24 protein-coding genes are annotated in these 26,846 nt (G+C 71.9%); 19 read left to right on the top strand and 5 right to left on the bottom strand.

Annotation, left to right across the window (positions count from 1 at the left end):
* Positions 1-449 precede the first annotated feature (449 nt).
* The 6 genes from K7C98_RS38965 to K7C98_RS38940 all read left to right on the top strand — a co-directional run bounded on the left by K7C98_RS38965 (position 450) and on the right by K7C98_RS38940 (position 6,207).
* Complete coding sequence (locus tag K7C98_RS38965) at positions 450-1,199, top strand: hypothetical protein (RefSeq protein ID WP_224196996.1); 750 nt, start codon at positions 450-452, stop codon at positions 1,197-1,199.
* Positions 1,196-2,164, top strand: a complete 969-nt coding sequence (locus K7C98_RS38960) for a hypothetical protein (protein WP_224196995.1) — start codon at positions 1,196-1,198, stop codon at positions 2,162-2,164. Before K7C98_RS38965 ends, K7C98_RS38960 begins: the two co-directional genes overlap by 4 nt.
* Positions 2,165-2,238: 74 nt before the next feature.
* The gene (gene rsmD, locus K7C98_RS38955) at positions 2,239-2,853 is read left to right on the top strand and encodes a 16S rRNA (guanine(966)-N(2))-methyltransferase RsmD (protein ID WP_224196994.1); all 615 of its coding nucleotides are present in this window, start codon (positions 2,239-2,241) and stop codon (positions 2,851-2,853) included.
* A 32-nt stretch (positions 2,854-2,885) separates the two neighbouring features.
* Positions 2,886-4,073 (top strand): pyridoxal phosphate-dependent aminotransferase, encoded by a 1,188-nt coding sequence (locus K7C98_RS38950; protein WP_224196993.1) that lies wholly within the window; start codon positions 2,886-2,888, stop codon positions 4,071-4,073.
* 29 nt (positions 4,074-4,102) lie between these two features.
* Positions 4,103-4,540, top strand: a complete 438-nt coding sequence (locus tag K7C98_RS38945; protein WP_224196992.1) for a hypothetical protein — start codon at positions 4,103-4,105, stop codon at positions 4,538-4,540.
* Positions 4,541-4,728: 188 nt separating this feature from the next.
* A complete protein-coding gene (locus K7C98_RS38940) occupies positions 4,729-6,207 on the top strand; it encodes a hypothetical protein (RefSeq protein ID WP_224196991.1) in 1,479 nt (492 codons plus the stop codon).
* Here K7C98_RS38940 and K7C98_RS38935 read toward each other — a convergent pair.
* Positions 6,191-7,126, bottom strand: coding sequence for a LysR family transcriptional regulator (locus tag K7C98_RS38935; protein ID WP_224196990.1), 936 nt, complete (start codon positions 7,124-7,126; stop codon positions 6,191-6,193). The two genes, K7C98_RS38940 and K7C98_RS38935, sit on opposite strands and share 17 nt — an antisense overlap.
* A gap of 62 nt (positions 7,127-7,188) precedes the next feature.
* Here K7C98_RS38935 and K7C98_RS38930 point away from each other — a divergent pair, with 62 nt between their 5' ends.
* Complete coding sequence (locus tag K7C98_RS38930; RefSeq protein WP_224196989.1) at positions 7,189-7,863, top strand: glutathione S-transferase N-terminal domain-containing protein; 675 nt, start codon at positions 7,189-7,191, stop codon at positions 7,861-7,863.
* A 265-nt stretch (positions 7,864-8,128) separates the two neighbouring features.
* Positions 8,129-9,538, top strand: coding sequence for a pectinacetylesterase family protein (locus K7C98_RS38925; RefSeq protein WP_224196988.1), 1,410 nt, complete (start codon positions 8,129-8,131; stop codon positions 9,536-9,538).
* A gap of 4 nt (positions 9,539-9,542) precedes the next feature.
* On the opposite strand, the gene K7C98_RS38920 is transcribed toward K7C98_RS38925, so the two are convergent.
* The 3 genes from K7C98_RS38920 to bioB form a co-directional block, all read right to left on the bottom strand.
* A complete protein-coding gene (locus K7C98_RS38920) occupies positions 9,543-10,745 on the bottom strand; it encodes an aromatic ring-hydroxylating oxygenase subunit alpha (protein WP_224196987.1) in 1,203 nt (400 codons plus the stop codon).
* A gap of 94 nt (positions 10,746-10,839) precedes the next feature.
* Positions 10,840-12,219: an outer membrane beta-barrel protein gene (locus K7C98_RS38915; protein WP_224196986.1), complete on the bottom strand. Its 1,380-nt coding sequence runs from the start codon at positions 12,217-12,219 to the stop codon at positions 10,840-10,842.
* Between the two features lie 168 nt (positions 12,220-12,387).
* Positions 12,388-13,485 (bottom strand): biotin synthase BioB, encoded by a 1,098-nt coding sequence (bioB, locus tag K7C98_RS38910; RefSeq protein WP_224196985.1) that lies wholly within the window; start codon positions 13,483-13,485, stop codon positions 12,388-12,390.
* A gap of 222 nt (positions 13,486-13,707) precedes the next feature.
* Between bioB and K7C98_RS38905 the strand changes: the two genes are divergently transcribed.
* From K7C98_RS38905 to K7C98_RS38875, 7 genes are all read left to right on the top strand, one after another.
* On the top strand, positions 13,708-14,802 hold the full coding sequence (locus K7C98_RS38905) for a thiamine pyrophosphate-dependent dehydrogenase E1 component subunit alpha (protein WP_224196984.1): 1,095 nt from the start codon (positions 13,708-13,710) through the stop codon (positions 14,800-14,802).
* Positions 14,803-14,806: 4 nt separating this feature from the next.
* Complete coding sequence (locus K7C98_RS38900; protein WP_224196983.1) at positions 14,807-15,787, top strand: pyruvate dehydrogenase complex E1 component subunit beta; 981 nt, start codon at positions 14,807-14,809, stop codon at positions 15,785-15,787.
* 31 nt (positions 15,788-15,818) lie between these two features.
* Positions 15,819-17,216 (top strand): dihydrolipoamide acetyltransferase family protein, encoded by a 1,398-nt coding sequence (locus tag K7C98_RS38895; protein WP_224196982.1) that lies wholly within the window; start codon positions 15,819-15,821, stop codon positions 17,214-17,216.
* Between the two features lie 10 nt (positions 17,217-17,226).
* The gene (locus K7C98_RS38890) at positions 17,227-18,081 is read left to right on the top strand and encodes an AraC family transcriptional regulator (RefSeq protein WP_224196981.1); all 855 of its coding nucleotides are present in this window, start codon (positions 17,227-17,229) and stop codon (positions 18,079-18,081) included.
* A 77-nt stretch (positions 18,082-18,158) separates the two neighbouring features.
* Entirely contained in the window at positions 18,159-18,626 is a 468-nt protein-coding gene (locus K7C98_RS38885; RefSeq protein WP_224196980.1) for a VOC family protein, read from the top strand.
* 72 nt (positions 18,627-18,698) lie between these two features.
* Positions 18,699-19,259: a hypothetical protein gene (locus tag K7C98_RS38880; RefSeq protein WP_224196979.1), complete on the top strand. Its 561-nt coding sequence runs from the start codon at positions 18,699-18,701 to the stop codon at positions 19,257-19,259.
* Between the two features lie 448 nt (positions 19,260-19,707).
* Positions 19,708-19,908 (top strand): DUF4169 family protein, encoded by a 201-nt coding sequence (locus K7C98_RS38875; protein ID WP_224196978.1) that lies wholly within the window; start codon positions 19,708-19,710, stop codon positions 19,906-19,908.
* Between the two features lie 171 nt (positions 19,909-20,079).
* Here K7C98_RS38875 and acnA read toward each other — a convergent pair whose 3' ends face one another.
* Positions 20,080-22,797 carry an aconitate hydratase AcnA gene (gene acnA / locus K7C98_RS38870; RefSeq protein ID WP_224196977.1) on the bottom strand — a complete coding sequence of 906 codons (2,718 nt, stop codon included), beginning with the start codon at positions 22,795-22,797 and terminating at the stop codon, positions 20,080-20,082.
* Between the two features lie 188 nt (positions 22,798-22,985).
* Between acnA and K7C98_RS38865 the strand changes: the two genes are divergently transcribed.
* From K7C98_RS38865 to K7C98_RS38850, 4 genes are all read left to right on the top strand, one after another.
* Positions 22,986-23,474 carry a GAF domain-containing protein gene (locus tag K7C98_RS38865; protein ID WP_224196976.1) on the top strand — a complete coding sequence of 163 codons (489 nt, stop codon included), beginning with the start codon at positions 22,986-22,988 and terminating at the stop codon, positions 23,472-23,474.
* 40 nt (positions 23,475-23,514) lie between these two features.
* Entirely contained in the window at positions 23,515-24,351 is an 837-nt protein-coding gene (locus K7C98_RS38860) for a hypothetical protein (protein WP_224196975.1), read from the top strand.
* Positions 24,352-24,469: 118 nt separating this feature from the next.
* The gene (locus K7C98_RS38855; RefSeq protein ID WP_224196974.1) at positions 24,470-25,702 is read left to right on the top strand and encodes an SLC13 family permease; all 1,233 of its coding nucleotides are present in this window, start codon (positions 24,470-24,472) and stop codon (positions 25,700-25,702) included.
* 286 nt (positions 25,703-25,988) lie between these two features.
* Positions 25,989-26,807, top strand: a complete 819-nt coding sequence (locus tag K7C98_RS38850; protein WP_224196973.1) for a mechanosensitive ion channel family protein — start codon at positions 25,989-25,991, stop codon at positions 26,805-26,807.
* Positions 26,808-26,846: the final 39 nt, after the last annotated feature.

The raw sequence follows: 26,846 nt of genomic DNA, 5'->3' as shown, positions 1-26,846 counted from the left end.
CGATCCAGCTCTCGGCGCCCCGCATCCTCCCCATCGTCCGCATTCGCGATGGCATCGGCCTCCGCACTCGCCGACGCCGGAGCACGACCCTGACGTCCGCCCCGCGGTCCCGTCGGCGATGACCAGGTTTCGCGTGCTCGCTCGACCGCGACGCTCGCTGCAAGTGTGACAGCGACACCAGCCGCGAGTGCGACGACGGCGCGAGCGTCGCGACGTGCCGCTCGTGGATCGCGACGATCGCGGCCCACCGCATGGACAGTCGCGCGACGCAGCCGTCGCTGCACGCCGCTCGCTCGCGCGTGACGCTCGCCGCGACGTAGCGGCTGTCGGCTCGCCTGCCTGCGCCGCGGCGGAGCAGCACAACCATCGCAGCGGCCGAGTCATTCCCGCCGCCGCCATGACTTCGCCGCCGTTGACACGCGGCCGCGGACGCGCAAGAACCGGCGCCCATGCGGACGGCCCGGCGATGCGGCGCGCTCGTGCTGGCGGGGCTCGTGGCCCTGCCGGCGCCGGCGCGCGCCGCCGATCCGCGGGCCGCCGACGTGCCGCTCGAGGTGCCCGTGCCGGCCGCTTCGGAGCCTGCTCCTTCGGACATGCCCGTGAGCACAGGTCCTGAAGCACAGGCTCCATCGACCATGCCCGAAGGGCCAGCACCGCCGCCGCCGCCCAACCTCGCCCCGGGCGCGGCGCTGCAGCAGCCCGAGGGCGCGATCACCGTCGCTGTCGGGCTCGGCCCGACAGCGCCCGGGACCCGGCCCGAGGTCCAACTGGTCGACGCGCTCGAGCGCGCCGTGCGGTCGTCCGCGGCTCCCACGACCCAGGTCCGCCGCCTCCGCGCCGGCGTCGGCGACGGCAAGCAGGTGTGCCGCGAGCGCCGGGACGACCTCGTGATCCTCGTCGAGTACCTCGCCGACCGCGCCGAGCCGGTGCTGCTGCCGCACGACTGCCGGCTCGATCGGCCGCTGGGCGTCCGCGGGGCCGACGCCGCGTCCTACCCCGAGCTGGTGGCGGCGCTGTGGAGCGAACACGAGGCGCTGGTCCGCGACGGCGCGAAGGAGCGGAGGCGGACCCGGCTCGGCCCGAAGGTGAGGACGGGTCTCATCGTCGGCGGGGCGATCCTGGCCGTCGGCGTGGCGATCGGCGTCGTGGTCGCGGCCAGCTTGCGCCGCGAGATCGTCGTGCTCACAGTCAGTCCATGACCCGTCCCTGGCGCGCGGCGCTCGGCCTCCTCTTCGCGGCGTTGTTGGTCCTGTTCGTGGCGCCGCGGGCGGCCCGGGCCGATGTGGCCCAGCCGATCGGATGGTCCCTGGGCAGCGCGACCAGCGAGATCCACGTCGGTCGCGTCAACCTCCGCTACGACCCGCGGCTGCACGACGAGGCGATCGCGCTGGCCCGCGAGATCCCGCGAGCCTGGTCGGAGATCGAGCACGCCCTCGCGGGCGACCTCGAAGACGCGCTGACGATCCACTTCGTCGCCCACTCGGGCCGGATCGCCGAGGGCACCGGCATGCCGCAGTGGGCCGCGGGCGTCGCTCATCCGCCGACCGGCGAGATCGCTATCGCAGCGCACGCGCCCGACGGCTCGCTCACCGACCTCGACGGCCTGCTCCGCCACGAGATGGCCCACGTCGCGCTGTTCCGGGCCACCGGCGGCAATCCGCTGCCGCGGTGGTTCCACGAGGGCGTGGCCGAGAGCTTCGGCGAGGAGATCGATCTGATGCGCAGCCAGACGCTGGCGGGCGCGATCTTCGGGGCCGGCGTGCCGCGCCTGCCCGAGCTCGAGCAGAACTTCCGCAGCACCGACGCGATCACGGCCACCGTGAGCTACGCCGCGGCTCGCGACTTCGTCAACTTCCTCCGCTGGCGCGACGACGAGGGCTCCGACATGCGGCAGGCGCTGGCGCAGGTCAAGCAGGGCAAGAACTTCGAGGCCGCGTTCGTCAACGGCTTCGGCCGCACGCTCGCCGAGCTCGATGGCGAGTGGCGCACCGGCCTGACCGGTCGCTTCATGTGGTTCCCGATCGTCAGCGGCGACGGCCTGCCGATGGCGCTCGCCTTCCCGCTGGTGTTCATCGCCGCCGTCCGCCGGCGCCGCCACCTGCGCGCGGGCTGGGCCCGGCTCGAGGCCGAAGACGCCGCGCTGCGTGCGCCGCTCGCCGCGTGATCTACACCTGTCGCTGAGGACAGGTCGACACGCCGCACTGGGCGCGCGGCGCGACTCGGGTTATACCGCCGGGCGTGCAGCGGATCAGCGGAGGGAGCCTGCGCGGTCGCGTGCTGAAGTCGTTGCCGACTGTGCCCGGCTTGCGCCCGACCGGCGCGCGCGTGCGCGAGGCGATCTTCGACCGCCTGCAGCACGAGCTGCGCGACGCGGTGGTGCTCGACCTGTTCGCCGGCTCGGGCGCGCTCGCGTTCGAGGCGCTCAGCCGCGGCGCCTCGCGGGCCACGCTGGTCGAGCGCAATTCTGCGGTCGCGCGCCATCTACAGGCCCAGATCCGTGAGCTTGCGCTCGGCGATCGCGCGCGCTTGTGGCACGGCGACGCGACGACGTTCTTGCGCCGCGACGCCGCGAGCGCGAACGCGGCCGACCTCGCCGGTCCGTACGACCTCGTGTTCGTCGATCCGCCCTACGAAGACACCGCGGCCGTGCTTGCGGCCGTACTCCCCGCGCTGGTGGCCCGCGGCTGGCTGGCTGAAAGCGCGGCCCTTGTATGCGAATATGACCGCGCTGGAGGCCGCACGCCGCCCGCATGGCCGCCGGGTCTGGTCGTCGAGACGACCCGTCATTACGGCCAGACGGCGGTCGAGTTCCTCCGCCACACCTTGACCACGGGGGCCCGAGAGCAGTGTTGAGGCGCGACCTACAGACCAATGCACGAGCGCAGGTGCTCAGCGAGTCGCCCACTCTGGCGATGTCGGCGCGCGCCAAGGAGCTCAAGGCCCAGGGCAAGGCCGTCCTCGACTTCAGCGCCGGCGAGCCCGACTTCCGCCCGCCCGCCGCCGTCACCGCGGCCGTCACCGAGTACCTGCAGACCAGGCCGGTGCACTACGCACCGGTGCCCGGCATGCCCGCGCTGCGCGACGCCGCGGCCGCCGAGTTCGCCCGCTACCACGGCCGCGCGATCACCCGCGGCGAGATCCTGGTGTCGTGCGGCGCCAAGCACAGCCTCGCCAACCTGTTCATGGTCACGCTGTCGCCCGGCGACGAGGTCGTGATCCCCGCGCCGTACTGGGTCTCGTACGCCGACATGGTGCGCCTCGGCGACGGCGTCCCGGTGATCGTGCCCACGCGCCGCGAAGACGGCTGGCGCCTGCAGCCCGACGCGCTGGCCGCGGCGCTCACCGAGCGCACCCGCTTCATCATCCTCGGCAACCCGACCAACCCGACCGGCGCCGGCTACCCCGCCGGGCTGTTGCGCCAGCTCGGCGAGGTCATGGCGCGCGTCGCTCCGCGGTGCTGGCTGCTCGTCGACGACATCTACCGCCGCCTCGTCTACGGCGGCTTCGAGCACGTCAGCGCGTTCGCCACCCTCGCCGACGTCACCGACCAGATCGTCATCGCCGACGGCGTGTCGAAGAGCTACTCGATGACCGGCTACCGGATCGGCTTCCTGCTCGCGCCGGCCAACGTCGTCGCCGCCGCCTCGCGCCTGCAGGGCCACGTCACCTCCGGCGCCGCCACGCCGTCGCAGATCGCCGCCCTCGCCGCCCTCACCGACCCCAGCTGCGAGGCCGCCGTGCGGGACATGCACGCCGCCTTCACCCGCCGCCGCGAGTTCGTGCTCGCCGGCCTCCAGGCCCTCCCCGGCCTCGACGTCGTCGCCCCCGACGGCGCCTTCTACCTGTTCTGCGACGTCTCGCGCCACCTCGGCCCCGGCACCCAATTCGCCGACGACATTGCCTTTGCGACATGGCTCTTGGAGCAGAAGCTGGTCGGCACCGTGCCCGGCACCGCGTTCGGGGCCCCCGGCCACCTGCGGCTGTCCTACGCCGCCGCCGACGAGAGCCTGCGCGACGGCCTCCAGCGCCTCGGCGAGGCGCTCGCCGGCCTGCCCCCGCCGCGCGACGCGTAACCTCGGCGGGCCCGCCGCGTAGTCGCTCCGTGCCCCGCCTGCTCCTCGCGCCCCTCCTCGCCCTGGCCGCCTGCAGCAACCAGAACCCCGACAGCGCCGAGGCGCTATGGGACGAGCTGCAGGCCGCCGACTACCACGGATGGGCCCGCGCTCCCGGCTACGAGGGCCGCACGCCGAGCGCGACCGTCCACGGCGACGAGGTCGAGATCTTCATCAACGAAGTCGTCGTCGACGCGCTCGCCGGCGCGCCGCGGACCGCCTGGCCCGACGGCTCGATCATCGTCAAGGACGGCTTCATGGCCGGCGAGCCCCACATCGTCGTCGCCATGCAGAAGCGCGGCGACGCGTGGTTCTTCGCCGAGTACGAGACCTCCGGCGAGGTCGTCTACTCCGGCGACCCCCACGCCTGCACCCGCTGCCACGGCGACGCCGGCGACGGCGTGCTCGCGTTCGACCTGCCCCGCTGACGACCTGTCCTTCGGAGCATCTTTTCAAGATGTCCCCCGGGACATCTCATCCGCGAACGACCGAGCCGCCCCCGCAGATTTGGGGCAGCCAGACCCCCGGCTCTCTCCGCGATGGCGGCACCTCGCCGTCGCGCGATCGCACCGCCGCGCGCGGCCGATCGCCCCCCGGACTTTTTTATACTCGTCGCATGCACCGCTCGAAATTCGTCACGTGGACCCTCGCCTGTTCGCTCGCTCCCGCCTGCGGCGGCGGCTCCGGCGACACGGGTGCGACGACCGCCGACGCCACGACGACCGCCGAGACCACGACGAGCACGAGCGAGACCACCAGCACCAGCTCGACCACCCCCACCACGAGCGAACCCTCGCCGACCACCGGCGAGCCCGCGCCGACCACCAGCAGCACCGGCGAGCCCGACACCACCACCGGCGAGCCGCCGAACCTGCAGATGTCGGTCAGTCAGTACGGCATCACCTGGACCTTCGACGCGCCGCGCCAGGTCGGCCAGTTCGTCACCGGCGACTGGTGGGTCGTCGGCCCCGTCACGATCGTCTCCGTCGACCCCGCGCCGGCCGAGGGCCGCAACGGCTCGATGCTCGACCCCGTCGGTTCGCAGGACTACGACAGCCGCGCCGGCAACCACGGCGACGGCCTGCGCGTCAGCTTCCCGCTCGCGGTCGAGGGCACGCACTCGCTGGTGTCGGCGATCAGCCACCCCGACGAGCCCGAGTGCGATCAGGGCGGCTCCGACGGCTGGCACACCTACGACGGCGACTGCCAGCGCGGCCCGATCGCCACCCAGGCGATCCTCACCGTCGTCCCCGCGCCGCAGCCGGCCGACGCGTTCCGCCCGCCCTACGCCGGCGCCGACAAGCCGATCCACCGCGCCGGCGACATCTGCTGGAGCGCGCTGCCGAAGCTGGCCGCGCCCGGCGACACGCCCGACCCGAGTGCGCTGCTGCGCCACGTCGAGCGCCCGTGGATCGATCACCTGCGCACGTGGGAGATCCAGCACGGCTGCGCGACGCTCAACATGTACTGCTACGGCCGCGAGGTCGGCGACATCGTGGCGACGCTGGCCAGCTACGTGCTGCTCGACACGCCCGAGCAGGAAGCGCTGGCGCACCGGCTGGTGCAGCTCGGGATCGACAACTACGGCGTGCTGCAGGCCGGCGGCAACTGGGACGCCAACGGCGGCCACTCCAACGGGCGCAAGTTCCCGATCGTGTTCGCCGGCGGCCTGCTCGGCGACGCCGCCATGGCCAGCCCCGGCGCCGACATCGGCAACGAGGACGAGATGACCTACCACGGCGAGGGCGGCCAGGCGCTGTGGGGTCGCGCGTGCAACGACTGCTACTTCGACAACGGCTGCGAGTACGGCGGCGACTGCGAGAACGGGGCGAAGGACTGCCGCGACCCCGCCGGCCTGGCCGACGGCTGCAGCGACTACCGCAATTGTTGTACCTCGCACACCTGGGTCGGCGAGGCGCTCGCCATCCACGCCATGGACCTGCGCGCGGCCTGGGCCCACGACCCGTTCTTCGACTACGTCGATCGCTGGGTCGCCGGCGACGTCGAGGGTGGCGGCGGCGCCAGCAACGAATTCGTCGCCGCCATGTGGTCGGCCTACCGCGACGTCGCGCCGACCGTCAGCGCTTGCCCGTGATCATCGGCGCCGGCGCGGCCGACTTCAACGCCGCCAGCAACACGCGCGCCGGCTCCTCGGCCTCGCGCCGCCACGCCAGCCGCCACGGGCGCCGCAGCGGACCGGACGACAACCGCTTCACCAGCAGATCGCCGCGCCCCAGGTGCGGCCCGGCCATCCACTCCGACAGCACCGCCACGCCCATGCCCGCGCGCGCGACGTCGAGGATCGCCTCGGTGAGCGGCAGCCGCTGCGCGCGCCCCGGCCGCGGCCCGCGACCGAACACCCGCGTCACGAACCACCGCGTCTCCGCCTCCGGCGTCTCGCCGGTGATCAGCCGGGCCTTGCGCAGATCGTCGCGCGTCAGCGTCGGCTTCTTCGCCAGCTCGTGCGCCGGCGACACGACGAACACGATCTCGTCGGCGAACAGCGGCTGCGTCGCCAGCTCGCCGGGCGGCACCTCGCCGGTGGTCAGCAGCGCGATGTCGATCGCGCCGGCCACCAGCGCCTCGACCGGCGAGCGCGTGTGTTCGACCGCGAGCACCAGATCGAGGTTCGGCAGGCCCGTCCGCAGCTCGGCCAGCGCCGTCGGCAACCAGTGATAGGCCGTGTAGCACTCGCACACCAGGCGCACCCGCGTCGGCCGGGCCACGGGTGCCCGCGCGCGGCGCTCGATCTCCACCAGCTCCGCCAGCAGCCGCGTCGCCCCGGCCACCAGCTGCTCGCCGGCCGATGTCGCCTGCAGGCCGCGCGGCGAGCGGTCGAACAGGCGCGCGCCCAGCCGCTCCTCCGCGGCCAGCAGCGCCCGGCTGACCGCCGGCTGCGACAGGTGCAGCGTCGACGCGGCCGCGGCCGTGGTGCCCGCCGCGGCCACGGCGAGGACCACCTGCAGGTCGCGGAGCTCGAGGCGCGGGCGGGGAATGCTGGCAATGTGTCCCACGCATCGATTCTATACCAATGATGCGTTGGACGCATCCACCGCCGCGGCGCATCCTGCCCGCCATGCAGCTCTACGGCTCCCCCCTCTCCTGCTCCCTGGCCACGCGCATCGCCCTCCTCGAGGCTGGCGCGCCGGTGAACTACGTCGAGGTCGACCCCGTCACCAAGCGCACCAGCGACGGCGCCGACTACCGCGAGATCCACCCGCTCGGGCTCGTCCCCGCGCTGCGCACCGACGACGGTCAGCTGGTGACCGAGAACGCGGCCGTGCTCCAGTACGTCGCCGACCGCCTGCCCGCCGCCGAGCTGGCCCCGCGGGACGGCCTCGAGCGGGCGCGCCTGCAGCAGTGGCTGTGCTTCGTCGGCACCGAGCTGCACAAGGGCCTGTTCGCCGTCCTGTTCGACGAGAAGGCGCCCGCGGAGGCCCGCAGCTACGCGATCGCCAAGGGCGCCGCTCGCCTCGACTACCTGGCGCGCTACCTCGACGGGCGCGAGTTCCTGCTCGACCGCTTCAGCGTCGCCGACGCCTACCTCGTCACCGTGCTGACGTGGACGATCGCGACCCCCATCGATCTGAAGAAGTGGCCGTCCCTGGCCGCCTACGCCCAGCGGCTGCAAGCGCGTCCGAGCGTCGCCGCCGCCCTGGCCGTCGAGCGCCGGCTCTACGCCGAGCAGCTCGCCCGCCACGGCAAGCCGGTGCCGGCGTTCCTGCGCCCGCGCGAGGCGAACGCGACCTAGCTCGCGTCATCGGCGGCCTGCGAGGCGTCGGGCGCCATCGCCCGCGGCCGCGACTTGCCCTCGGCGCATCCCCGACCGACGGCCGCGCGGCCACCCGCTCGCTCACCGTCGATCATCACATGTCCCGAAGGACACTCGCCCCCGGGCTCCGCCGCCCGCTGTCTGCTGGCGACCACAATCACGTTCACCGCGGCGACAACCTCGTCACGGCCGACCCCGGCGATCCCGCATGCGGCGGCCGCGATGGTTCGCATAGATTGGCGCGATGATTCGCACCGCTTCACTCGTCTCGACCGCCTGTTTCGCGCTGCTCGCCTGCCAGGACCCTGGCGGCGCCGCCACCGAGACCGAGATGGCGAGCGACACCTCGACCACGACGAGCACCGGCGGTCCCACCACCGACGCGCCCACCACCGACGCGCCGACGACGGGCACCTCGACGACCGGAACGGTCGACTCGACCTCGACCAGCGCCGACACCACCACGACCACCGGCCCCACCACCACCGAGGGCGTCGACACCACCACCTCGACCTCGACCACCGACACCACCACCGAGGGCGTCGACACCACCTCGACCACCTCGACCACCTCGACCACCTCGACCTCGACCACCGGCGACACCGACACCGACACGAGCACCACCGGCGAGCCCTCGCCGTGGAACGGCGAGCCGCTGCCGGACGCCCCGGTCGGCGAGTGGCAGTGGGTGCCGTTCCCCGACTCGCAGTGCCGCGGCGGCAGCAGCACCGGCCTCGCCGTGCGCTACGGCTCCGGGTCTGGCCTCGTCGTCTACTTCCAGAGCGGCGGCGCCTGCTTCAACGCCGCCACTTGCAACCAGAACGGCGCCAGCTTCGGCATGGCGAGCTACGACAACTTCGTCCAGAACAGCGGCAGCAAGGGCATCTTCGACAAGGACCAGGCCGACAACCCCGTCGGCGACTGGAGCTTCGTGTTCGTGCCCTACTGCACCGGCGACGTCCACGCCGGAGCCCAGCCCGACGCGGAGGTCCCGGGCATCGCCCAGCCGCAGCAATTCGTCGGCTACGACAACGTCACCGCCTACCTGAACCGCGTCGTCCCGACCTTCCTCGACAGCGCCGATCAGGTCCTCGTCGCCGGCGAGAGCGCCGGCGGCTTCGGCTCGGCCTTCAACTACGACCGGATCGCCGACGCCTTCCCCGACCGCCCCGTCACCCTCCTCGACGACTCCGGCCCCGTCATGTCCGACGAGTACCTCGCGCCCTGCCTGCAGCAGCACTGGCGCGACCTGTGGAACCTCGATGAGACCCTGCCCGCCGATTGCACCGACTGCTTCAACCCCGACGGCGGCGGGCTCGCCAACGTCCTCCACTACCTCGGCGACAAGCACCACGATCAGCGCCTCGGCATCGTCTCGTCGCTGCAGGACGAATCGATCCGCTACTTCTTCGGCTTCGGCCTCAACGACTGCGCCGGGGGCCAGATGAGCGGCATGATGTTCGCCGACGGCCTCGTCGACTTGCGCGACGACTTTCTGAGCGAGCCGCCCGGCACCTGGGGCAGCTTCTACCTGTCCGGCACGCAGCACACCTGGCTGACCCCGAGCTTCTACACCGCCGAGACCGACGGCGTCCTGCTGCGCGAATGGGTCGCCGACCTCCTCGCCGGCACCGCGACCGACGTCGCCCCGTGACCGCTCACGGCGCGCTCGGGCAGTCCGCCGGGCAGCCGGGGCTCGTGGACGCGGGGCCGCGCGGCGGCTGGGCCCAGCCGCCGTCGCGGTAGCCGCGGGCCACGCGGGTCACGAACTCGTAGACCGCCTGCTCGCGCGACGCGAACACGCCGGGGCGGAAGCCGCGGGACGACACCCCGCGGTGCACGCTCTCGACCGCGCGCCAATCTTGCCGATTGGTCATGTCCCAAAAGTCCACCGCATAGGCCGGCGAGAATGCGGGCGCCGCGATCGCGTCGGGGTGGAACAGCCACTGGCACTCGACGCGGGTGCGGTCGGGCGCGAGTGGTTCGAGCCGGTGCGTCAGCACGTAGTCGGGGTGGAGGCTGATCAGCAGGTTGGCGCCGACCCCGTAATAAAACACGCTGCGCCGCTGCGCCGGCGACAGCCTGGGCAGCGGCGCGCCGACGCTCTTGCCGTCGAACGACATCGTCTCGACGTGGGGCATCAGCTCCATCGGCCCGCCGATCCACGCCCCCGCGCCGGAGTAGTTCTGGCCGCTGTTGGGCGGGCTGACCTTGCACAGCTGCGGGTGGATCAGCGGGCAGTGGTAGCACTCGTGGTAGTTCTCGACGACCAGCTTCCAGTTGGCCACCAGCTCGTAGCTGTGGGTCGCCGCGATCTGCAGCGACTCGAGGTCGTGCGCGGCGGTCAGCGCGTCGAGGTCGCCGAGCCACTCCTTCAACGGGATCGCCGTGCCCGAGAGGTTGACGAACACGAAGCCGCGCCAGATCTCGACGCGCACCGGCACCAACCCGCGCGGCTCGAGCTCGCGACGCTGCCCGCGCAGCGCACCGTCGAGCTCGTAGACCCAGCCGTGATAGGGGCAGCGGATCTGCCTGCCGCGCACGCAGTCGCCGACCTGCACCAGCTCGTGCGCGCGATGGCGGCACACGTTGTAGAACCCGCGGATCTCGCCGGACTGGTCGCGCACGAGCAGCACGCCCTCGCGCCCGGCGCGGATCGCCCGCTGCGCGCCGACCTGGTCGAGCGCCTGGGCCCGGCCGACGCACACCCACGCGTCGTCGAGGAACGCGCCGAGCTCCCACTGATGCACGGCGGGCGACACGTAGGCCTCGCGCGGCAGGCCCTCGCTCTCGCCGAAGGGCCGCAGCACCTGCGCGAGCGCGGACGGATCGACCGGGGCAGCGAGCGTGGGAGCGTCCATCGGCGCAGAGGATAGTCGACGTCGACAGCGCGGTCGAACGCGTCGGCGGCGACGGCGGACCGGCGTCACGGCGGCGATCGCACGCGCGCCGGCGTCAACCTCGCTTGCCGCCGAAGCGGTGCGCCAACACACCGGCGACCGCGAAGAACACGGTGTGCTGATCACGGGCGAGGCCGGGCCCGCCGTCGACGATCGCCGGCCCGCGGTAGAAGAACCCGTTCGCGCTGGTCGAGTGATCGTAGCGGTACTCGAGGCGCACCAGCAGGTCGTCGAACACGCGGAAGTTGTTGGTGAACGCCGCCGAGATCAGCGTCTGCGGCACGCCGAACATGCGGCCGTCGCGGTCCCAGAAGAACTCGGGGCGCAGCGCCATGTCCCACGTGCGCAGCTTGCCGAGCACGCGCCAGCGGGTGAACACCGCCCCGTTCATCCACATCTGCCACGGCGACAGCGGCAGGTCGGTGCGCGGGTCGGCGCCGACGTCGAACAGCGCGCCGACGCCGAAGCGCTCGGTGTTGTAGACCGCCTGCGAGTCCGAGAACAGCCGCCACGCGCGCGGCCGCATGTCGGCCTGCTCGGGCCCGATCCACACGTACTCGGCGAGGTTGAACCTCTCGCTGGCGGTGAACGTGTAGCCGAGCATGACGCTCGGCGCCTTGTTGTTGTCGGCCAGCAGCTGCCAGCCGTTCACCACCCACAGCAGCACCTGGTGCCTGTCGCGGATCGTCTGCGCCAGCTTCAGCCCCGACAGGTAATACGGCACGCTGTTGAGCTGCCACGTCACCGTGTAGTTCCAGTTGTACGGCGACCAGTGGATGCCGATGCCGACCGGGCTCAGTTGCAGGCCGACCACCATCTCCGTGCCGTGGCGAGTGCGGAAGCCGATGTTGGCGCGCGAGAGGTGCTTCCACACCTCGGGCCCGGCGAACTTGCCGTTGGCGCCGCCCGGGTTCGGCTCGTAGGCCACCAGCGCGTCGGCGGCCGGACCGCCCTGGGCCGCGAACTCGAACAGCGGCGAGAATTGACCGGGGATCGGACCGCGGCGGATGTACGCGACGGCCTGGTTCAGCGTGAACTCGCCGGTGCGCGGCTGCACGCTGGTGCCGCGGTTCACGTGGTTGTCGGGGTTGTTGCTGTTGTAGCCGTAGTTGACGTCGATGAAGCCGCCGACCTCCCACGGCTTGAAGCCGGGCAGGTGCGGGTCCATCGGCTCGCCGACGGCGACCCCGGGGTTGTCGACCGACGCGACGTCCGTCCCCGGCTCGACGCGCTCGTCGTCGGCCGTGGGCTTGCGGATCGCCGGCACGACCGCCGCATTTTCGATCACCGGCGCATCGGTCTGCGGCGGCTCGGCCTCGACGCGAACGTCCTCGGCCGGGGCGGGCGTCCACGGCCCGAGCACGTCCACCGGCGCCGCGCCGACGAGCGCGACGAGCGGGGCGAGCGAGGCGAAGCTGGAGATCGTCGGGCTCATGCGGCGGTGCCCCGCCATTTTTCTGCGAGAACCCGTCGCGACGCCAATTCGTCGCCGGCTCGCCGAGGCCGCGGCCCCTCGGCCCGCCGAGATCTGCGCCACGAGGCCGCGTCGTGTGCTCCACCGCTCACCGCGACGCGGGCCCGCCTCGCGCCGCCGCGCGCCCGCTCACGCCAGCACCGGCAGGTGGGTCGCGCCCGCGCGCCGCTCGACGCGTGGGGCCATCTCCGGCCGCGGCGCCGGGGCCTCGCCGGTGGCGCACACGCGCCCGCGCAGGCCGAGCTGCTCGAGCATGTCGAGGTCGTCCTGAGTCGAGCGGTTCGGCGTGGTCAGGAAGTCGCCGATCATCATGCCCGACGCGCCGGCGGCGAAGATCATCGGCTGCAGCTGCCCGAGGTGCTGGCGGCCGGCGGCGATGAAGATGTTCTGCCGCGGCAGGGCCAGGCGGAAGCAGGCGATGATGCGCAGCATCTCGCGCGGCGGCAGCGGGTCGACGTGCTGCAGGTTGGTGCCCTCGATGCTGACGAGGAAGTTGATCGGCACCTCGTCGACGTCGAGCCCGCGCAGCTCCATCGCCAGCTCGGCGCGGTGCTCCGGCTGCTCGCCCATGCCGAAGATCCCGCCCACGCAAGTGCGCAGCCCGAGCTCCTTGGCCGCGCGGATCGTGTTCAGGCGATCGTCGTACGAGTGGGTCGTGACGACCTTCTCGTAGTAGCTGCGGCCCGACTCGAGGTTGTGGTTGAACTCGGTCATGCCGGCGTCGCGCAGCTCGCGGAGCGCCTCCTTGCTGACGATCCCGAGCGACGCGTGCGCCTCGGTGTGACCCGCCGCGCGCACCTGGCGGACGCCCTCGATCATGTGCTTCAGGCCCTTCGAGCCGTCCTCGTAGCCACGCGTCGCGGTCACCAGCCCGAGCGCCGTCGCGCCCTGGCCCTGCGCCTTGCGGCTGGCCGCGACCATGTCGGCGTGGCCGAGGAACTTGTCGGCCTTGATGTGGGTGGTGAAGTGCTTCGACTGCGCACAGAAGCCGCAGTCCTCCGGGCAGCCGCCCATCTTCGCGTTGACGATCGAGCACAGGTGGACCTCGTCGCCGAAGCGAGCGCGGCGCAGGCGGTCGGCCGCGGCCATCAGGTCGCCGAGCTCGCCCTCACCGCTCAGGTAACGGACCAGAGTCGCGGCGTCGAGCGCGTCCCACTCGCCGCCGAGGATCCGTTCGGCGATGGCGTTCGGAGCGGGGAGTTCGGGGCGCGCGGCGGGGCTCGTCATGCCCGCGAGGTATACCGCAAGCCCGCGCGGAGCGGACCGACGCAGCACGCGCGCCGTCGTGCGCGCTCGCCCGCCCGTCGCCGTCCCCCGCCCGCGAGTGAGCTTTGCCGTGCACCCGCCTTCGCGTCGGCACGCGCCCACGCGCCGGGCTCGACAGATCTCGCCCGCTTTCACCGCTCCGTCGCCGGTGGTACCCTCCCCGCGCCCGCGAGAAGGGTTGCCATGAATCAATCAGAAGCCGCACCAGACGCCGCCGCGGAGACCGCCCTGGACCCCGCGTACGAGGCCAAGCTCCGCGCCGACTACGAAGGCCAGAGCCGTGAAGATGTCCTGCGAGACTACCGCGAGATGCTGCGGATCCGCCGCTTCGAGGAGGCGGCCGCCCGCGCCTACACGCGCGGCAAGATCAGCGGCTTCCTCCACCTCTACATCGGTCAGGAGGCGATCGCCATCGCCACCAAGCAGGTGATGCAGCCGGGCGACCGCGTCGTCTCGGCCTACCGCACCCACGGCTTCGCCATCGCCCTCGGCTCCGAGCCCAACGCCTGCGCCGCCGAGCTGTTCGGCAAGGCCGCCGGCCTGGTCGGCGGCATCGGCGGGTCGATGCACTTCTTCGACAAGAAGCGCGGCCTGTGGGGCGGCTACGCGATCGTCGGCAACCACATTCCGGTGGCTGCCGGCCACGCGTTCGCCTCGCAGTACACCGGCGACGGCGCGGTCACGCTGTGCTTCATGGGCGACGGCGCCGTCGGCATCGGCCCCGTGCACGAGGGCATGACGATGGCCGGCATCATGAAGCTGCCGATCGTCTTCGTGGTCGAGAACAACCAGTACTCGATGGGCACCCCGCTCAAGCGCACCTTGCCGGTCGAGGACATCACGTCTCGCGCCGCCGGCTACGGCTTCGCCAGCGACCGCTTCCACGTCACCAGCGTGCAGGAGACCCGCCGCCGCCTCGCCGAGGCCGTCGACCGCGCGCGCAAGGAGGGCCGGCCCACCCTGATCGAGCTCATCACCTACCGCTTCCGCGGCCACAGCATGAGCGACCCGGCCAAGTACCGGCAGAAGGAGGAGGTCGATCGCTGGCGCCTCAACGACCCGCTCGAGCGCACCTTGGTGGCGCTCAAGACGATCTATCAGGTCCCCGAGCAGGACCTCGACGGCATCGACGAGGCGATCGTCGCCGAGATGGACGCCGCCTACGAGTTCGCCGACAAGGCGCCGCCGCCGCCGCCCGAGGCGCGGTTCGAGAACGTGATGGCCGAGGGCCCCTACTACGGCGACAGCGCGACGACGCGGCCCGCGGGAGTGGAGTAAGACGATGCCGATTCTGCAGATCCGCCAGGCGATCCGCGACGCGATGAAGGAAGAGATGGAGCGCGACGAGCGCGTCTTCCTCATGGGCGAAGAGGTCGGCTACTACAACGGCGCTTACAAGTGCAGCGAGGGCCTGCTCGACCAGTTCGGGGCCAAGCGCGTGATCGACACCCCGATCACCGAGACCGGCTTCGCCGGCATCGGCATCGGCGCCGCGATGTGCGGCCTGCGACCGATCGTCGAGTTCATGACCTTCAACTTCTCGGCGGTCGCGTTCGACCAGATCCTGAACAACGCGTCGAAGATCCGCCACATGACGCACGGCCAGTTCGGCGTGCCGATGGTGTTCCGCGGGCCCAACGCGGCCGCGCACATGCTCGGTTCGACGCACAGCCAGGCGTTCGAGCACTTCTACGCCCACATCCCCGGGCTCAAGGTCATCGCCGTCGCCACGCCCTACGACGCCAAGGGCCTGCTGAAGACGGCGATCCGCGACGACAACCCGGTGCTCTTCCTCGAGAGCGAGCTGATGTACTCGGTCAAGGGCGAGGTGCCCGAGGAGGAGTACCTCATCCCGTTCGGCCAGGCCGACATCAAGCGCAAGGGCGACGCCGTCACCGTGATCACGTGGGGCCAGGGCGTGCCGGTCGCGCTCAAGGCCGCCGAGCTGGCCGCCGCCGAGGACCTCTCGTGCGAGGTCATCGACCTGCGCTCGATCCGGCCGATGGACGAGGCCGCGATCATCGCCTCCGTCAAGAAGACCAACCGCGCCGTCGTCGTCTACCACGGCTGGCCCACCGGCGGCGTCGGCGGCGACATCGTCGCCCGCATCCAGGAGCTGGCGTTCGACGACCTCGACGCCCCGGTCCTGCGCGTCTGCTACGAGGACCTGCCGATGCCGTACGCGGAGAACCTCGAGAACCTGATCCTCCCCTCCCCCGAGCGCGCCCTCGCGGCCATCCGGCGCGTCGCGTACAAGCGCTGAGCGGCGCACCTGGTCAAGGAGACAGACCCCCATGGCAACCGTGGTCACACTTCCCCGCCTCAGCGACACGATGGAAGAGGGCGTGATCGCCAAGTGGCGGATCAAGGTCGGCGACAAGGTCAAGCGCGGCCAGGTCATCGCCGACATCGAGACCGACAAGGCGACGATGGAGTTCGAGTCCTTCGACGCCGGCACCGTCCTCAAGCTGGTCGCCCCCGAGGGCGAGGCGATGCCCGTCGGCGCCCCGATCGCCGTGTTCGGCCAGCCCGGCGAGGACCCCGACGCCGCCGGCGCGCCGGCCAAGGCCGAGCCCGCGGCGCCGGCCAAGGCCGAGCCCGCGCCGGCCAAGCCGGTCGCCCCCGAGCCCCAGCCGGAGAGCAAGGACGAGGTCAAGGCCGCCGCCGCCGCCGCCGAGGCGTCCGCGACCGGCGACGAATCAACTGTCCCGAAGGCCAGCGCCCCGGCGACAGGTCCCGAAGGACAGGTCGATCGCGGCCGGATCCCCGCCTCCCCGGTCGCCCGCCGGCTGGCCCGCGAGCACGACCTCGACCTCGGCCAGATCCAGGGCTCCGGCCCGCACGGTCGGGTCGTCAAGTCCGACGTCGAGCAGGCGATCGCCAAGGGCCCGACGGCCCGCCCGGTCGCGCGCGGACCCGTCGGTCCCGCGGAGCACGCCCCGGCCTTCAGCTCGTCCGCCGGCACGCCCGCGGCCGAGGTCGACGAGTACGGCCGGCCGTACGTCTCGCGGCCCGACCGCACGGTCAAGCTGTCGCAGATGCGCAAGACGATCGCCAAGCGCATGGGCCAGGCGAAGCGGGAGATCCCGCATATCTACCTGACCATGCCGATCGTCATGGACAGGGCGGTCGCGCTGCGGGCCGAGTTCAACCTCTCGGTCGACGGCACCAAGGCGAGCCTCAACGACCTCGTGATCCTCGCGGCCGCCCGCGCGCTGCGCAAGCACCCGCGGGTCAACGCCTACTACACCGACAACGGCATCGTCGAGCGCGGCGACGTCCACGTCGGCGTCGCGGTCGCGCTCGACGACGGCCTCATCGTCCCGCCGGTCCGCTTCGCCGACCAGAAGACGCTCAAGCAGATCTCGATCGACGTCCGCGACCTCGGCACGCGCGCCAAGGAGAAGACGCTCAAGCCGGAGGAGCTGACCGGCAGCACCTTCACCGTGTCGAACCTCGGCATGTTCGGCATCGAGGAGTTCTGCGCGATCGTCAACCCGGGCGAGGCCGCGATCCTGGCCGTCGGCGCGGTCCAGGACGAGGCCGTCGTCGAGGACGGCAAGCTCGTCGCGCGCAAGCGCATGCGGGTCACGCTGTGCAGCGACCACCGCGTGTTCGACGGCGCCGAGTCGGCCAAGTACCTGCAGACGCTGCGCAAGCTGCTCGAGAGCCCGCTGTCCCTGCTGACCTGAAGGACAGCCGATGCTTGCCCCGCACCGCCGCGCCCGCGTCACCCGCAGCGAGGCGGGCGACAGCCGGTGGGAGGTCGCCACGCGCGAGCTGCCCGCCGGCCTGCGGGCGCACGTGCGCGGCCTGCTCGGCTACAGCGAGGCGTCGGCGCTGCCCCGCCTGCAGCGGCAGTTCCCGCTGCCGCAGGTGGTCGTCATTATCGAGTTCGGCCCGCCGATCCGCGTCCACGACGACGCCGGGGTCGCCTCGACCTACGCGGGAGGGTTCGTCGCCGGCCTGCACGACCGCTGGAGCGACACCGGCCACGACGGCTCACAGCGCGGGATCCAGCTCAACCTGACGCCGATCGGCGCGCGCCTGTTGTTCGGCGTGGCCCTGTCCGAGCTGGCCGGGCGCATCGTCCACCTCGACGACCTGCTGCCGCGCGCCCACCGGGGCCTGGCCGGGCGCCTCGCCGGGCTGGCCGAGTGGGATGACCGTTTCGACATGGTCGAAAGTTTCATCGCCGCGCGGCTGGCCGAGGCGCGCGTCGAGGTGAACACCGTCGCGTGGGCCTGCCGGAGGATCGAGGCCAGCGCCGGCGCGGTCGACATCGGCCGCCTCGCCGGCGAGCTCGGCTACAGCGGCAAGCACTTGATCGCGCTGTTCCGCGATCGCGTCGGCGTGCCGCCGAAGTTGCTGGCGCGGCTGGTCCGCTTCGACCACCTGGTCCGCCGCCTCAGGTCGGGTCCGCCGGCCACCTGGGCCGAGCTCGCGGCCGAATTCGGGTTCGCCGATCAGGCCCACCTGACCCGCGAGATCCGCAGCTTCACCGGCGTCACCCCGACCAGCGCCCGGCCGCTCCTCGGCGACGTCCTGTTCGCCTGAGCGCGCCGACGGCAGGTAAAATTTGTTCAAGACCGACCCTCGAGCGGGCGATTAGGTTGGGCGGGCAAGGAGCAGCCATGACCACCAAGCCCAGCCCGATCCCCCCCGGCCCGCGCGTGATCCCCAACCTCGTCGTCCGCGACGGCGCCGCCGCGCTCGATTTCTACGCGAAGGCCTTCGGCGCCGAGGAGATCTTGCGCCTGCACGAACCCGACGGACGGGTCGCCCACGCCGAGTTGTCGCTGTTCGGGGGCCACATCTCCGTCGCCAGCGAGTACCCGTCGCTCGGCTTCCTCGCGCCCACTTCGGACCGCATCTCCCACACCCTCACCGTGTACGTCGAGGATGTCGACGCCGTCGCCGCCCGGGCCGTCGCCGCCGGGGCCCGGCTCGAGCGGCCGATCGAAGTCGAGTTCTACGGTTGTCGTGCGGCCCGCCTCACCGACCCGTTCGGCCACCGCTGGAACGTCCAGAGCCAGGTCGAAGACGTCTCGGCGGCGGAGATGCAGCGGCGGCTGGACGCCATGTGCGCCCGGTCCACCTGAGCGCCGGCGCGCCGGCGCGCGCGAACACGGGTGATTGTCGACGCCCGTCGGCTCCGGCATCCTCAGACGACCTTGGCACTGTCCGACGCGCCGTCTCACGAACTCAGTGAATTGCACGCGCTGGTCGAAGGGGCGCTGCGCGCTGCGCAGGCCCACCCGACCGCCGAGACGACCCGAAAGGAGCGTCATCGGGCCCGCGGCCGCCACCTCGTCCTCGCGCTCGCCGACGCGTTGCGACAGCACGAGGGCGGAGATGTCGACGCGCTGAGTCGCTACCACGACGGCGCGCGCGACCGCCTCGGCACCGGCGAGCTGCTGCACGACATCACCGTCGCGCGCAGCGTGCAGATCGGCGAGTACTGGTACCTCACCGAGGTGCTGTGGCAGGTCGAGTGCCAGCTCGCCCTCGACCCGCGCGACGGCGTGCACGACTTCAACAAGCTGGTCCTCGGCTCGGCGCGTCACAAGCTGTTCGTCGCCGCCACCGTGCCCGACCCGGCCGAGCTGCTGCGGACCCTCGAGCCCGCGGCCGCGCGCTGCACCGGGCGCGTGTTCCTGGCCCTCGTCCCGCACCCCGACCACTGGGACGGCGACACTGCCGGCAGCGTGCGGACCTGGCAGTTCCGCCGCTGATCCCCGCGACCGTCGCTCCGCTCTCGGGCCCGCCACCTCGTGTGCGGGCCCGAGTCGCTTGGGTCCGCTCACCGCCTTCGCGGGGGCTCGAGTCACCTCGGTTCGCTCACCACATCGCGAGCCCGGGTCGTCTCGATTCGCTCACCACCTTCGCGGGCCGAGTCGTCTCGGTCTGCTCACCACCTCCTCGCGCGGGCCGAATCACGGCGTAGCTGCCGCCCACCGCATACGCCGACGCTGCGATGTCCGCTGCGTTCTGACATCGCGCTGGCACCAGCGACGAATCACCGTTCGTGTGCAGCGATACGCGACGGTCCCGGCGCCCCCACGACGCGCCGCGTAATGGGTTCTCCTCGCGCGCTCACGCCGTTGCAGCGCGGCGCCCGAGGCGCTGAGAGAGACCCTGCTGGCGTCCCGATCGCGGCCTCGCTACTGTGGTGGCCTACCGATGGGCGATGTGATCAATCTGAATCGTTATCGTAAAGCGAAGGCCCGCGCCGAGAAGGAGCAGAAGGCCGAGGCCAATCGGGCCCGCCACGGACGCACCCGCGCCGCGAAGCAGACCGTGCAGCGCGAGCTCGACCGTCAGTCCGTCGAGCTCGACGGCAAGCGGCTCGACAGCGCCGACGACGGGCCGCAGGGCTCATGACTTATTGGACATGTCTCGAAGGCCGTATCCCTTCAGACATGTCTCATAGGACATACCGTCCGTGACGGCGCGCCTGCGCCCGCAGGCGGCTCCTGCAGCCCGACCGCTCCCCGGGCGGCCGCGAAGACGCGCGTCCGCCGGTCGCCGCGCGCGGCCTCGGGGCTCCGCGCCTCAGCCCGCCATCTTGCGCAGCACCGTGTGGAGGATGCCGCCGTTGCGGTAGTACTCGACCTCGACCGGCGTATCGAGCCGGGCGATCGCGGCGAATTCACGGACCACGGCGCCCGTGGCGGCGTTCCGGGCCGTCACCTGGATCTCCTGCAGCGGCCGCACGTCGTCGTCGACGGCGATGTCGAACACCTCGTCGCCGCGGAGTCCGAGCGACGTCCGCGAGTCACCGGCCTTGAACTGCAGCGGCAGCACGCCCATCCCGACCAGGTTCGAGCGGTGGATGCGCTCGAAGCTCTCGGCGATGACCGCCTTCACCCCGAGCAGGAACGTGCCCTTGGCCGCCCAGTCGCGCGAGCTGCCCATGCCGTAGTCCTTGCCCGCGAGCACCACCAGCGGCACGCCCGCCTGCTGGTAGTGCACCGCCGCGTCGTAGATGAACTTCACCTGGCCGTCGAGGAAGTCGACGGTGTAGCCGCCCTCCTTGCCGCCCGGCTGCTGCAGCTCGACCAGCGCGTTGCGGATCCGCGTGTTGGCGAAGGTGCCGCGGGTCATCACCCGGTCGTTGCCGCGGCGCGCCCCGTACTGGTTGAACATCTCCGGCGTCACGCCGCGCGAGATCAGGAACTTGCCGGCCGGCGAGTCGCGCTTGATCGAGCCCGCGGGCGAGATGTGGTCGGTCGTCACCGAGTCGGCGAGGGCCGCGAGCACGCGGGCGCCGTGGATCGGGCGGATCGGCCGCACCTCGCGGGTGAGGTCGGCGAAGAACGGCGGGTTCTGGATGTACGTGCTGGCCTCGTCCCACGCGTACAGCTGGCTCTGCACGTCGGCGATCGCCTGCCACTCCTCCGAGCCCTTGAACACGTCGGAGTACTGCACGATGAACTGCTCGCGCGTGACGCACTCGTCGATGAGCGCCTGGACCTCGGCCTGCGTCGGCCAGATGTCGCGCAGGTAGACGTCCTTGCCGTCGCGGTCGGTGGCGATCGGGTCGTTCTGCAGGTTGATGTCGACGCTGCCCGCGATCGCGTAGGCGACCACCAGCGGCGGCGAGGCGAGGTAGTTGGCCTTGACGTCGGGGTTGATGCGGCCCTCGAAGTTGCGGTTGCCCGACAGCACCGACGCCGCCACCAGGTCGCCCTGCTGGATCGCCTGCGAGATCGGCTCGGGCAGCGGGCCCGAGTTGCCGATGCACGTCGTGCAGCCGTAGCCGACCAGGTTAAAGCCGATCGCGTCGAGGTCCTTCGTCAGGTCGGCGGCGCGGAAGTACTCGGTCACCACCTTCGAGCCCGGCGCCAGCGACGTCTTGACCCACGGCTTGCGCGTCAGCCCGCGGGCGGCCGCCTTGCGGGCGACCAGGCCGGCCGCGATCATCACCTCGGGGTTCGAGGTGTTGGTGCAGCTCGTGATCGCCGCGATCACCACCGAGCCGTCCTTGACCGCGAACTTCTGCCCGTCGTGCTCCACCGCCTGCGCCGGCGCGTCGTCCGGGCGGGCGAACGTCTTGCCGGTCAGGTCGGCGCGCCACTGCTTCTGCATCGACCCGAGGGCGATGCGGTCCTGCGGGCGCTTGGGCCCGGCCAGCGACGGCTCGATGCTGCCGAGGTCGAGCTCGAGCACCTCGGTGTAGCGGACCTCGCGGGCGTCGTCGCGCCACAGGCCCTGCATCTTCGAGTAGTCCTCGACCAGCTGGCACAGGCCCGAGTCGCGGCCCGACAGGCGCAGGTACGCGATCGTCTGCTCGTCGACCGGGAAGAAGCCGATCGTCGCCCCGTACTCCGGCGCCATGTTGGCGATCGTCGCGCGCGTCGACACCGGCATGTGCGAGAGGCCGGACCCGAAGAACTCGACGAACTTGCCGACCACCCCGCGCTTGCGCAGGAGCTCCGTCACCCGCAGCACCAGGTCGGTCCCGGTGCAGCCCTCGGGCAGCTGGCCCGACAGGCGCACGCCGACGACCTCGGGGATGAGCATGTAGATCGGCTGGCCGAGCATGACCGCCTCGGCCTCGATGCCGCCGACGCCCCAGCCGACGATGCCGAGCCCGTTGATCATCGTCGTGTGGCTGTCGGTGCCGACCAGCGAGTCGGGGTAGATGGCGCCGGCCTGCTCGCCCGCGCCGTCCCACACCACCGTGGCCAGGTACTCGAGGTTGACCTGGTGGACGATGCCGGTCGCCGGCGGGACCACGCGGAAGTTGTTGAACGCGCGCTGGCCCCACTTCAAGAACTGGTAGCGCTCGAGGTTGCGCTCGAACTCGAGCTTGCTGTTGATCCGCAGCGCCTGCGGCGTGCCGAACGCGTCGACCTGCACCGAGTGGTCGATCACCAGGTCGCACGGCACCAGCGGGTTGACCTTCTCGGCGCTGCCCATGTCGCCGGTCAGCTTGACGATCGCCTCGCGCATCGCCGCCAGGTCGACCACCGCCGGCACGCCCGTGAAGTCCTGCAGGACCACGCGCCCCGGCATGAACGGGATCTCGACCTCGCCGACCTTCTTCGGGTCGTAAGAGGCCAGCGCCTTGACGTGGTCCTGCGTGACGATGAAGTCGTCGACGTTGCGCAGGCACGCCTCGAGCAACACCTTGATGCAGTAGGGCAGCGTGTCGACCGCTCCGAGCTCGCGCAGCTTGTCGAGCCGGTAGACGGCGCGCGGGCCCATCGGCGTGGTCATCGTGTCCTTGGCGTGGAAGGGGTCGCGCTTGCGGGTCGAGGCAGTCATGAGCGGGCGGAAGATATCAAATCGGCGCCTGGCTCTGCCGCGCAAACGCGCGCGCTGGCTCACTTGTCCTCGAAGCCCCCCACGAGCGCCGTCCGTTCGCTGCGGCCCGCGACCTTCGCAGCCCGCGCCGCGGCCGCGAGCGCGGCGTCTGCCGGTCGCCTGCTCGCGGGCGTGATAGCGTCACCGCGATGCACACATTCGACTTCCCTGGCGACGCGGACAGGGCCGAGATCTACACCGAGCTGCTGGCCACCGCGCAGGCCCTGGTCGAGGGCGAGCCCGACCTCGTGGCCAACCTCGCCAACCTCGCGGCCTGCCTCAAGCAGCTGCCGGGCGTCTCGTGGGCGGGCTTCTACCGCCAGGTCGGCGACGACCTGGTCCTCGGGCCATTTCAGGGCAAGCTCGCCTGCACCCGGATCGGCCCCGGCAAGGGCGTGTGCGGCACCGCGGCGGCCCGCCGCGAGGCGCTCGTGGTCGCCGACGTCGACGCCTTCCCCGGCCACATCGCCTGCGACGCCGACTCGCGCAGCGAGGTGGTCGTGCCGATCGTCCGCGGCGACCGGGTGCTCGGCGTCATCGACCTCGACAGCGACAGGCGCGGCAACTTCGACGACGGCGACGCCGCGCAGCTGACCCGGCTCGCGGCGCTGGTCGCCGGCCTCGACTGGCCGGCTTGACCCCCACACCCGCGCACGCGACCCTCAAGGACCTGTTCGCATGATCATCGTCACGGGCACCAAGCGCTCCGGCACCTCGATGTGGATGCAGATCCTGATCGGCGCCGGCTTCTCGTACATCGGCGAGCAGTTCAGCGGCCGCTGGGAGCAGACCATCAAGGCCGCCAACCCCGACGGCTTCTACGAGTCGCACCTCCGCCGCGGCATCTACTACAAGACCAACCCGCACCCCAAGACCGGCGCCTACCTGTTCCCCGAGCAGGTCCAGCACCACGCGGTCAAGGTGTTCATCCCCGGGCTGGCCCGCAGCGACCGCGCCTACATCACCAAGGTCATCGCCACGGTCCGCGAGTGGCGCGAGTACGAGTCGTCGATCCGCCGGCTCTACGCGATGGAGGACGACGCCCGCCGCAAGGAGGGCAAGGACGACCTGGTGCCGCTGCGCATGCCGGGCGCGCTCGAGTGGTGGGCCGAGAACTTCGCGCTCGTCCGCGACATCGCCATCCGCCGCTACCCGGTGCACGTGCAGTCGTACGAGGGCCTGCTCGCCGACCCGCAGCGGGTCGTCCGCGACGTGCTCAAGTGGATCGGCAAGGGCGACGCCGAGGCCGCGCTGGCCGCGGTGAAGCCCGAACACCGCACCCAGCACCGCCCGCCGTCCGACAGCGTCGAGCCCGAGATCGCCGCGGTGTTCGACGAGTTCTACGCGGCCCTCCACGCCGGCAAGGGGCTGGCCGCGCCGATGCTCGAGAAGCTGAACAAGACCAACGAGTTGGTCGCGCCGCGGATCGCCCAGTGGCAGCGCAAGCTCGCCGACGACGCCCGCCGGCGCCGCGCGATCAAGGCCGAGGCCAAGGGCGTCGCGCCGGCCGACTAGCACGGGGAATCGCGCGCCCGAGGAGGCGGGGCCCGGAGGTTCTCGAGGGGCCTCACGCGAAGCGGGCCCCCTCCCCGGCCTCGACGACGGCGGTCGCTCGTGCGACCCTCGCCGCCGCTTGACCGCGGTCGTCGTCGCCATCTTCGGCCTCACCTACGTGTTGATCGCGGCCAGACGGCTGCGCCTGCTGCCGATCGGTCGCCCCGCGGGCGCGCTGTTCGGCGCCTTCCTCATGGTCGCCTGCGGCGCGCTGAGCCCCGCGGCCAGCTACGCGGCGATCGACGGCGACACCATCCTGCTGCTGTTCGCCATGATGGCTCTGGTCGCCTACGTCGAGCAGGCCGGCTTCTTCGAGTGGGCGGCCGCCCGCGCGATCGCCCGCGCGCGCACCCCGGTGGGCCTGCTCGTGGCCGTCGCCGTGCTCGCCGGGGCCATGAGCGCGCTGTTCGTCAACGACGCCGTGTGCGTGTTCCTCACCCCGCTCGTGGTCGTGGCTTGCCAGAAGGCCAGGTTGCCGCTCGGCCCCTACCTGATCGCCACCGCCACCAGCGCCAACCTCGGCAGCGCCGCCACCCTCGTCGGCAACCCGCAGAACATGATCGTCGGCGGGCTGAGCGGCATGTCCTTTGCGACATTCTCGGCCCTCGCCGCCCCCGCGGCCGCGCTGGCGCTGGCGCTCAACGTCGGCCTGCTCCTGCTCTACTACCGGCGCGACCTCGGCACGGCCCCGCTCGCGCCGGTGGCCCCGGCCGCCGTCGATCGCGGCCGGCTCGCCCGCGTCGTCGTCGTCGTGCTCGGGGTCGTCGTCGCCTTCTTCGCCGGCGCGCACCTCGGCTACAGCGCGCTCGGCGGGGTGGTCGCGCTGGTGCTCAGCGAGCGCGAAGACCCGCACGCGATCTTCGCCCGCGTCGACTGGACCCTGCTGGTGTTCTTCGCCAGCCTGTTCGTGGTCGTCGCCGGGCTCGAGACCACCGGCCTGGTCGACGCCGCCTGGGCGACGCTCGGGCCCTGGCTCGCCCACGACAGCGCCTTCGGCCTCTCGACCCTGTCGGCCCTCTACCTCGTCGGCTCGAACCTCGTCTCCAACGTGCCGATGGTGTTGCTCGCCGCCCCGCACGTCGGCGCCGACGGCTCGACCTTCGCGTGGGTCCTGCTCGGCTTCGTCACCACCGTCGCCGGCAACCTCACCCTGATCGGCTCGGTCGCCAACATCATCGTCGCCGAGAAGGCCGCCGGCGCCCACGAGCTCGGGTTCTTCGAGTACCTGCGCTTCGGCCTGGTCTCGACCCTCGTCGTCCTGGCCGTGTGCGTGCCGGCGCTAGTCGTGCTCGCGCGCGCGATGGGTACCTGATCCTCGGGTCAGCTGACGACGTTCGCCGGCGCGACGCCGTTCGCCGGCCGCGGCGATCTCGTCCCCGTCCGCGACCGGGGGCGGCGACTCACCGCATTGGCGCGCCCATCACCCCCGCGGCGCTCGTCCCTTTCGCCCGGCGATCCGGCAATTTCGGCCCGCCCGCGCACGCGCGCCCGGGCGCCCACCCCATTTCTCCGCCCGTCAGCCGACAATCGCCGCGATTGCACCGGGCCGCCGAACCGACGACCCTTGGCACCGGCTTTACCCTCACCTCAGGAGCACCATGCTCGTCGCAGCAGAACTACTCCCCGACATCTCGGCCGTCGTCCAGCAGTACATCCTCCCCTTCGCATGGAAGGCGCTCGGCGCCATCGTCCTGTGGGTCGTCGGCGGCATCGTGATCGCCGGTGCGGGCCGGGTCGTGCGCAACGCCATGACGGCGCGCGGGATCGATCCGACCTTCAGCCACTACCTCAATTCGGCGCTCAGCGTCCTGTTGAAGATCGTCCTGCTGGTCGCGATCCTCGGCATCTTCGGCGTCGAGTCGACCTCGTTCGCCGCCGTGCTCGCGGCCGCCGGCGTCGCCATCGGCATGGCCTGGTCGGGCCTCCTCGCAAACTTCGCCGCCGGCATCTTCCTCGTCGTCCTGCGCCCCTTCAAGGTCGGCGACGCCATCACCGGCGGCGGCGTGACCGGCGATGTCCGCGAGATCGGCCTGTTCGCCACCACCGTCGACACCGGCGACGGCGTCCGCGTCTTCATCGGCAACAACAAGCTGTTCGCCGACAACATCGTCAATTATTCGGCCAACGCGACGCGTCGCGTCGATCTGCGCGTCCAGATCGCCCACGGCGTCGACGCCCGCCAGGTCGCCGCCGCCCTGCTCGCGCGCATCAAGCAGATCCCCAACGTCGTCGAGTCGCCCGCGCCGACCGCCGACATCTTCGAGTTCAACGCCGCCGGCACGCTCCTCTACGTGCGGCCGTTCTGCGCCACCCTCCACTACGGGCAAGTCCTCGACGACACCCAGCGCATCATCGCCGAGGTCACCGGCGGCCTGCCCGTCCCGGCCCCGCACCACGTCGAGCACCGCGCCAGCTAGCGCGCCCCCGCTGTCGGCGCCGGTCGAGCCGCGCTCGCC

The organism is Nannocystis pusilla (genome assembly GCF_020073745.1).
Classification (GTDB): domain Bacteria; phylum Myxococcota_A; class Polyangia; order Nannocystales; family Nannocystaceae; genus Nannocystis; species Nannocystis radixulma.
The sequence above is the reverse complement of the archived record's forward strand: the minus strand, read 5'-3'. Positions and strand labels throughout refer to the sequence as shown.

Bases quoted from the DNA above. Each gene is read 5' to 3' on its own strand.
- K7C98_RS38965 (WP_224196996.1), top strand. From the start codon at position 450: ATGCGGACGGCCCGGCGATGCGGCGCGCTCGTGCTGGCGGGGCTCGTG.
- K7C98_RS38960 (WP_224196995.1), top strand. From the start codon at position 1,196: ATGACCCGTCCCTGGCGCGCGGCGCTCGGCCTCCTCTTCGCGGCGTTG.
- K7C98_RS38940 (WP_224196991.1), top strand. From the start codon at position 4,729: ATGCACCGCTCGAAATTCGTCACGTGGACCCTCGCCTGTTCGCTCGCT.
- K7C98_RS38930 (WP_224196989.1), top strand. From the start codon at position 7,189: ATGCAGCTCTACGGCTCCCCCCTCTCCTGCTCCCTGGCCACGCGCATC.
- K7C98_RS38925 (WP_224196988.1), top strand. From the start codon at position 8,129: ATGATTCGCACCGCTTCACTCGTCTCGACCGCCTGTTTCGCGCTGCTC.
- K7C98_RS38920 (WP_224196987.1), bottom strand. From the start codon at position 10,745: ATGGACGCTCCCACGCTCGCTGCCCCGGTCGATCCGTCCGCGCTCGCG.
- K7C98_RS38915 (WP_224196986.1), bottom strand. From the start codon at position 12,219: ATGAGCCCGACGATCTCCAGCTTCGCCTCGCTCGCCCCGCTCGTCGCG.
- bioB (WP_224196985.1), bottom strand. From the start codon at position 13,485: ATGACGAGCCCCGCCGCGCGCCCCGAACTCCCCGCTCCGAACGCCATC.
- K7C98_RS38905 (WP_224196984.1), top strand. From the start codon at position 13,708: ATGAATCAATCAGAAGCCGCACCAGACGCCGCCGCGGAGACCGCCCTG.
- K7C98_RS38900 (WP_224196983.1), top strand. From the start codon at position 14,807: ATGCCGATTCTGCAGATCCGCCAGGCGATCCGCGACGCGATGAAGGAA.
- K7C98_RS38895 (WP_224196982.1), top strand. From the start codon at position 15,819: ATGGCAACCGTGGTCACACTTCCCCGCCTCAGCGACACGATGGAAGAG.
- K7C98_RS38890 (WP_224196981.1), top strand. From the start codon at position 17,227: ATGCTTGCCCCGCACCGCCGCGCCCGCGTCACCCGCAGCGAGGCGGGC.
- K7C98_RS38885 (WP_224196980.1), top strand. From the start codon at position 18,159: ATGACCACCAAGCCCAGCCCGATCCCCCCCGGCCCGCGCGTGATCCCC.
- K7C98_RS38875 (WP_224196978.1), top strand. From the start codon at position 19,708: ATGGGCGATGTGATCAATCTGAATCGTTATCGTAAAGCGAAGGCCCGC.
- acnA (WP_224196977.1), bottom strand. From the start codon at position 22,797: ATGACTGCCTCGACCCGCAAGCGCGACCCCTTCCACGCCAAGGACACG.
- K7C98_RS38865 (WP_224196976.1), top strand. From the start codon at position 22,986: ATGCACACATTCGACTTCCCTGGCGACGCGGACAGGGCCGAGATCTAC.
- K7C98_RS38860 (WP_224196975.1), top strand. From the start codon at position 23,515: ATGATCATCGTCACGGGCACCAAGCGCTCCGGCACCTCGATGTGGATG.
- K7C98_RS38850 (WP_224196973.1), top strand. From the start codon at position 25,989: ATGCTCGTCGCAGCAGAACTACTCCCCGACATCTCGGCCGTCGTCCAG.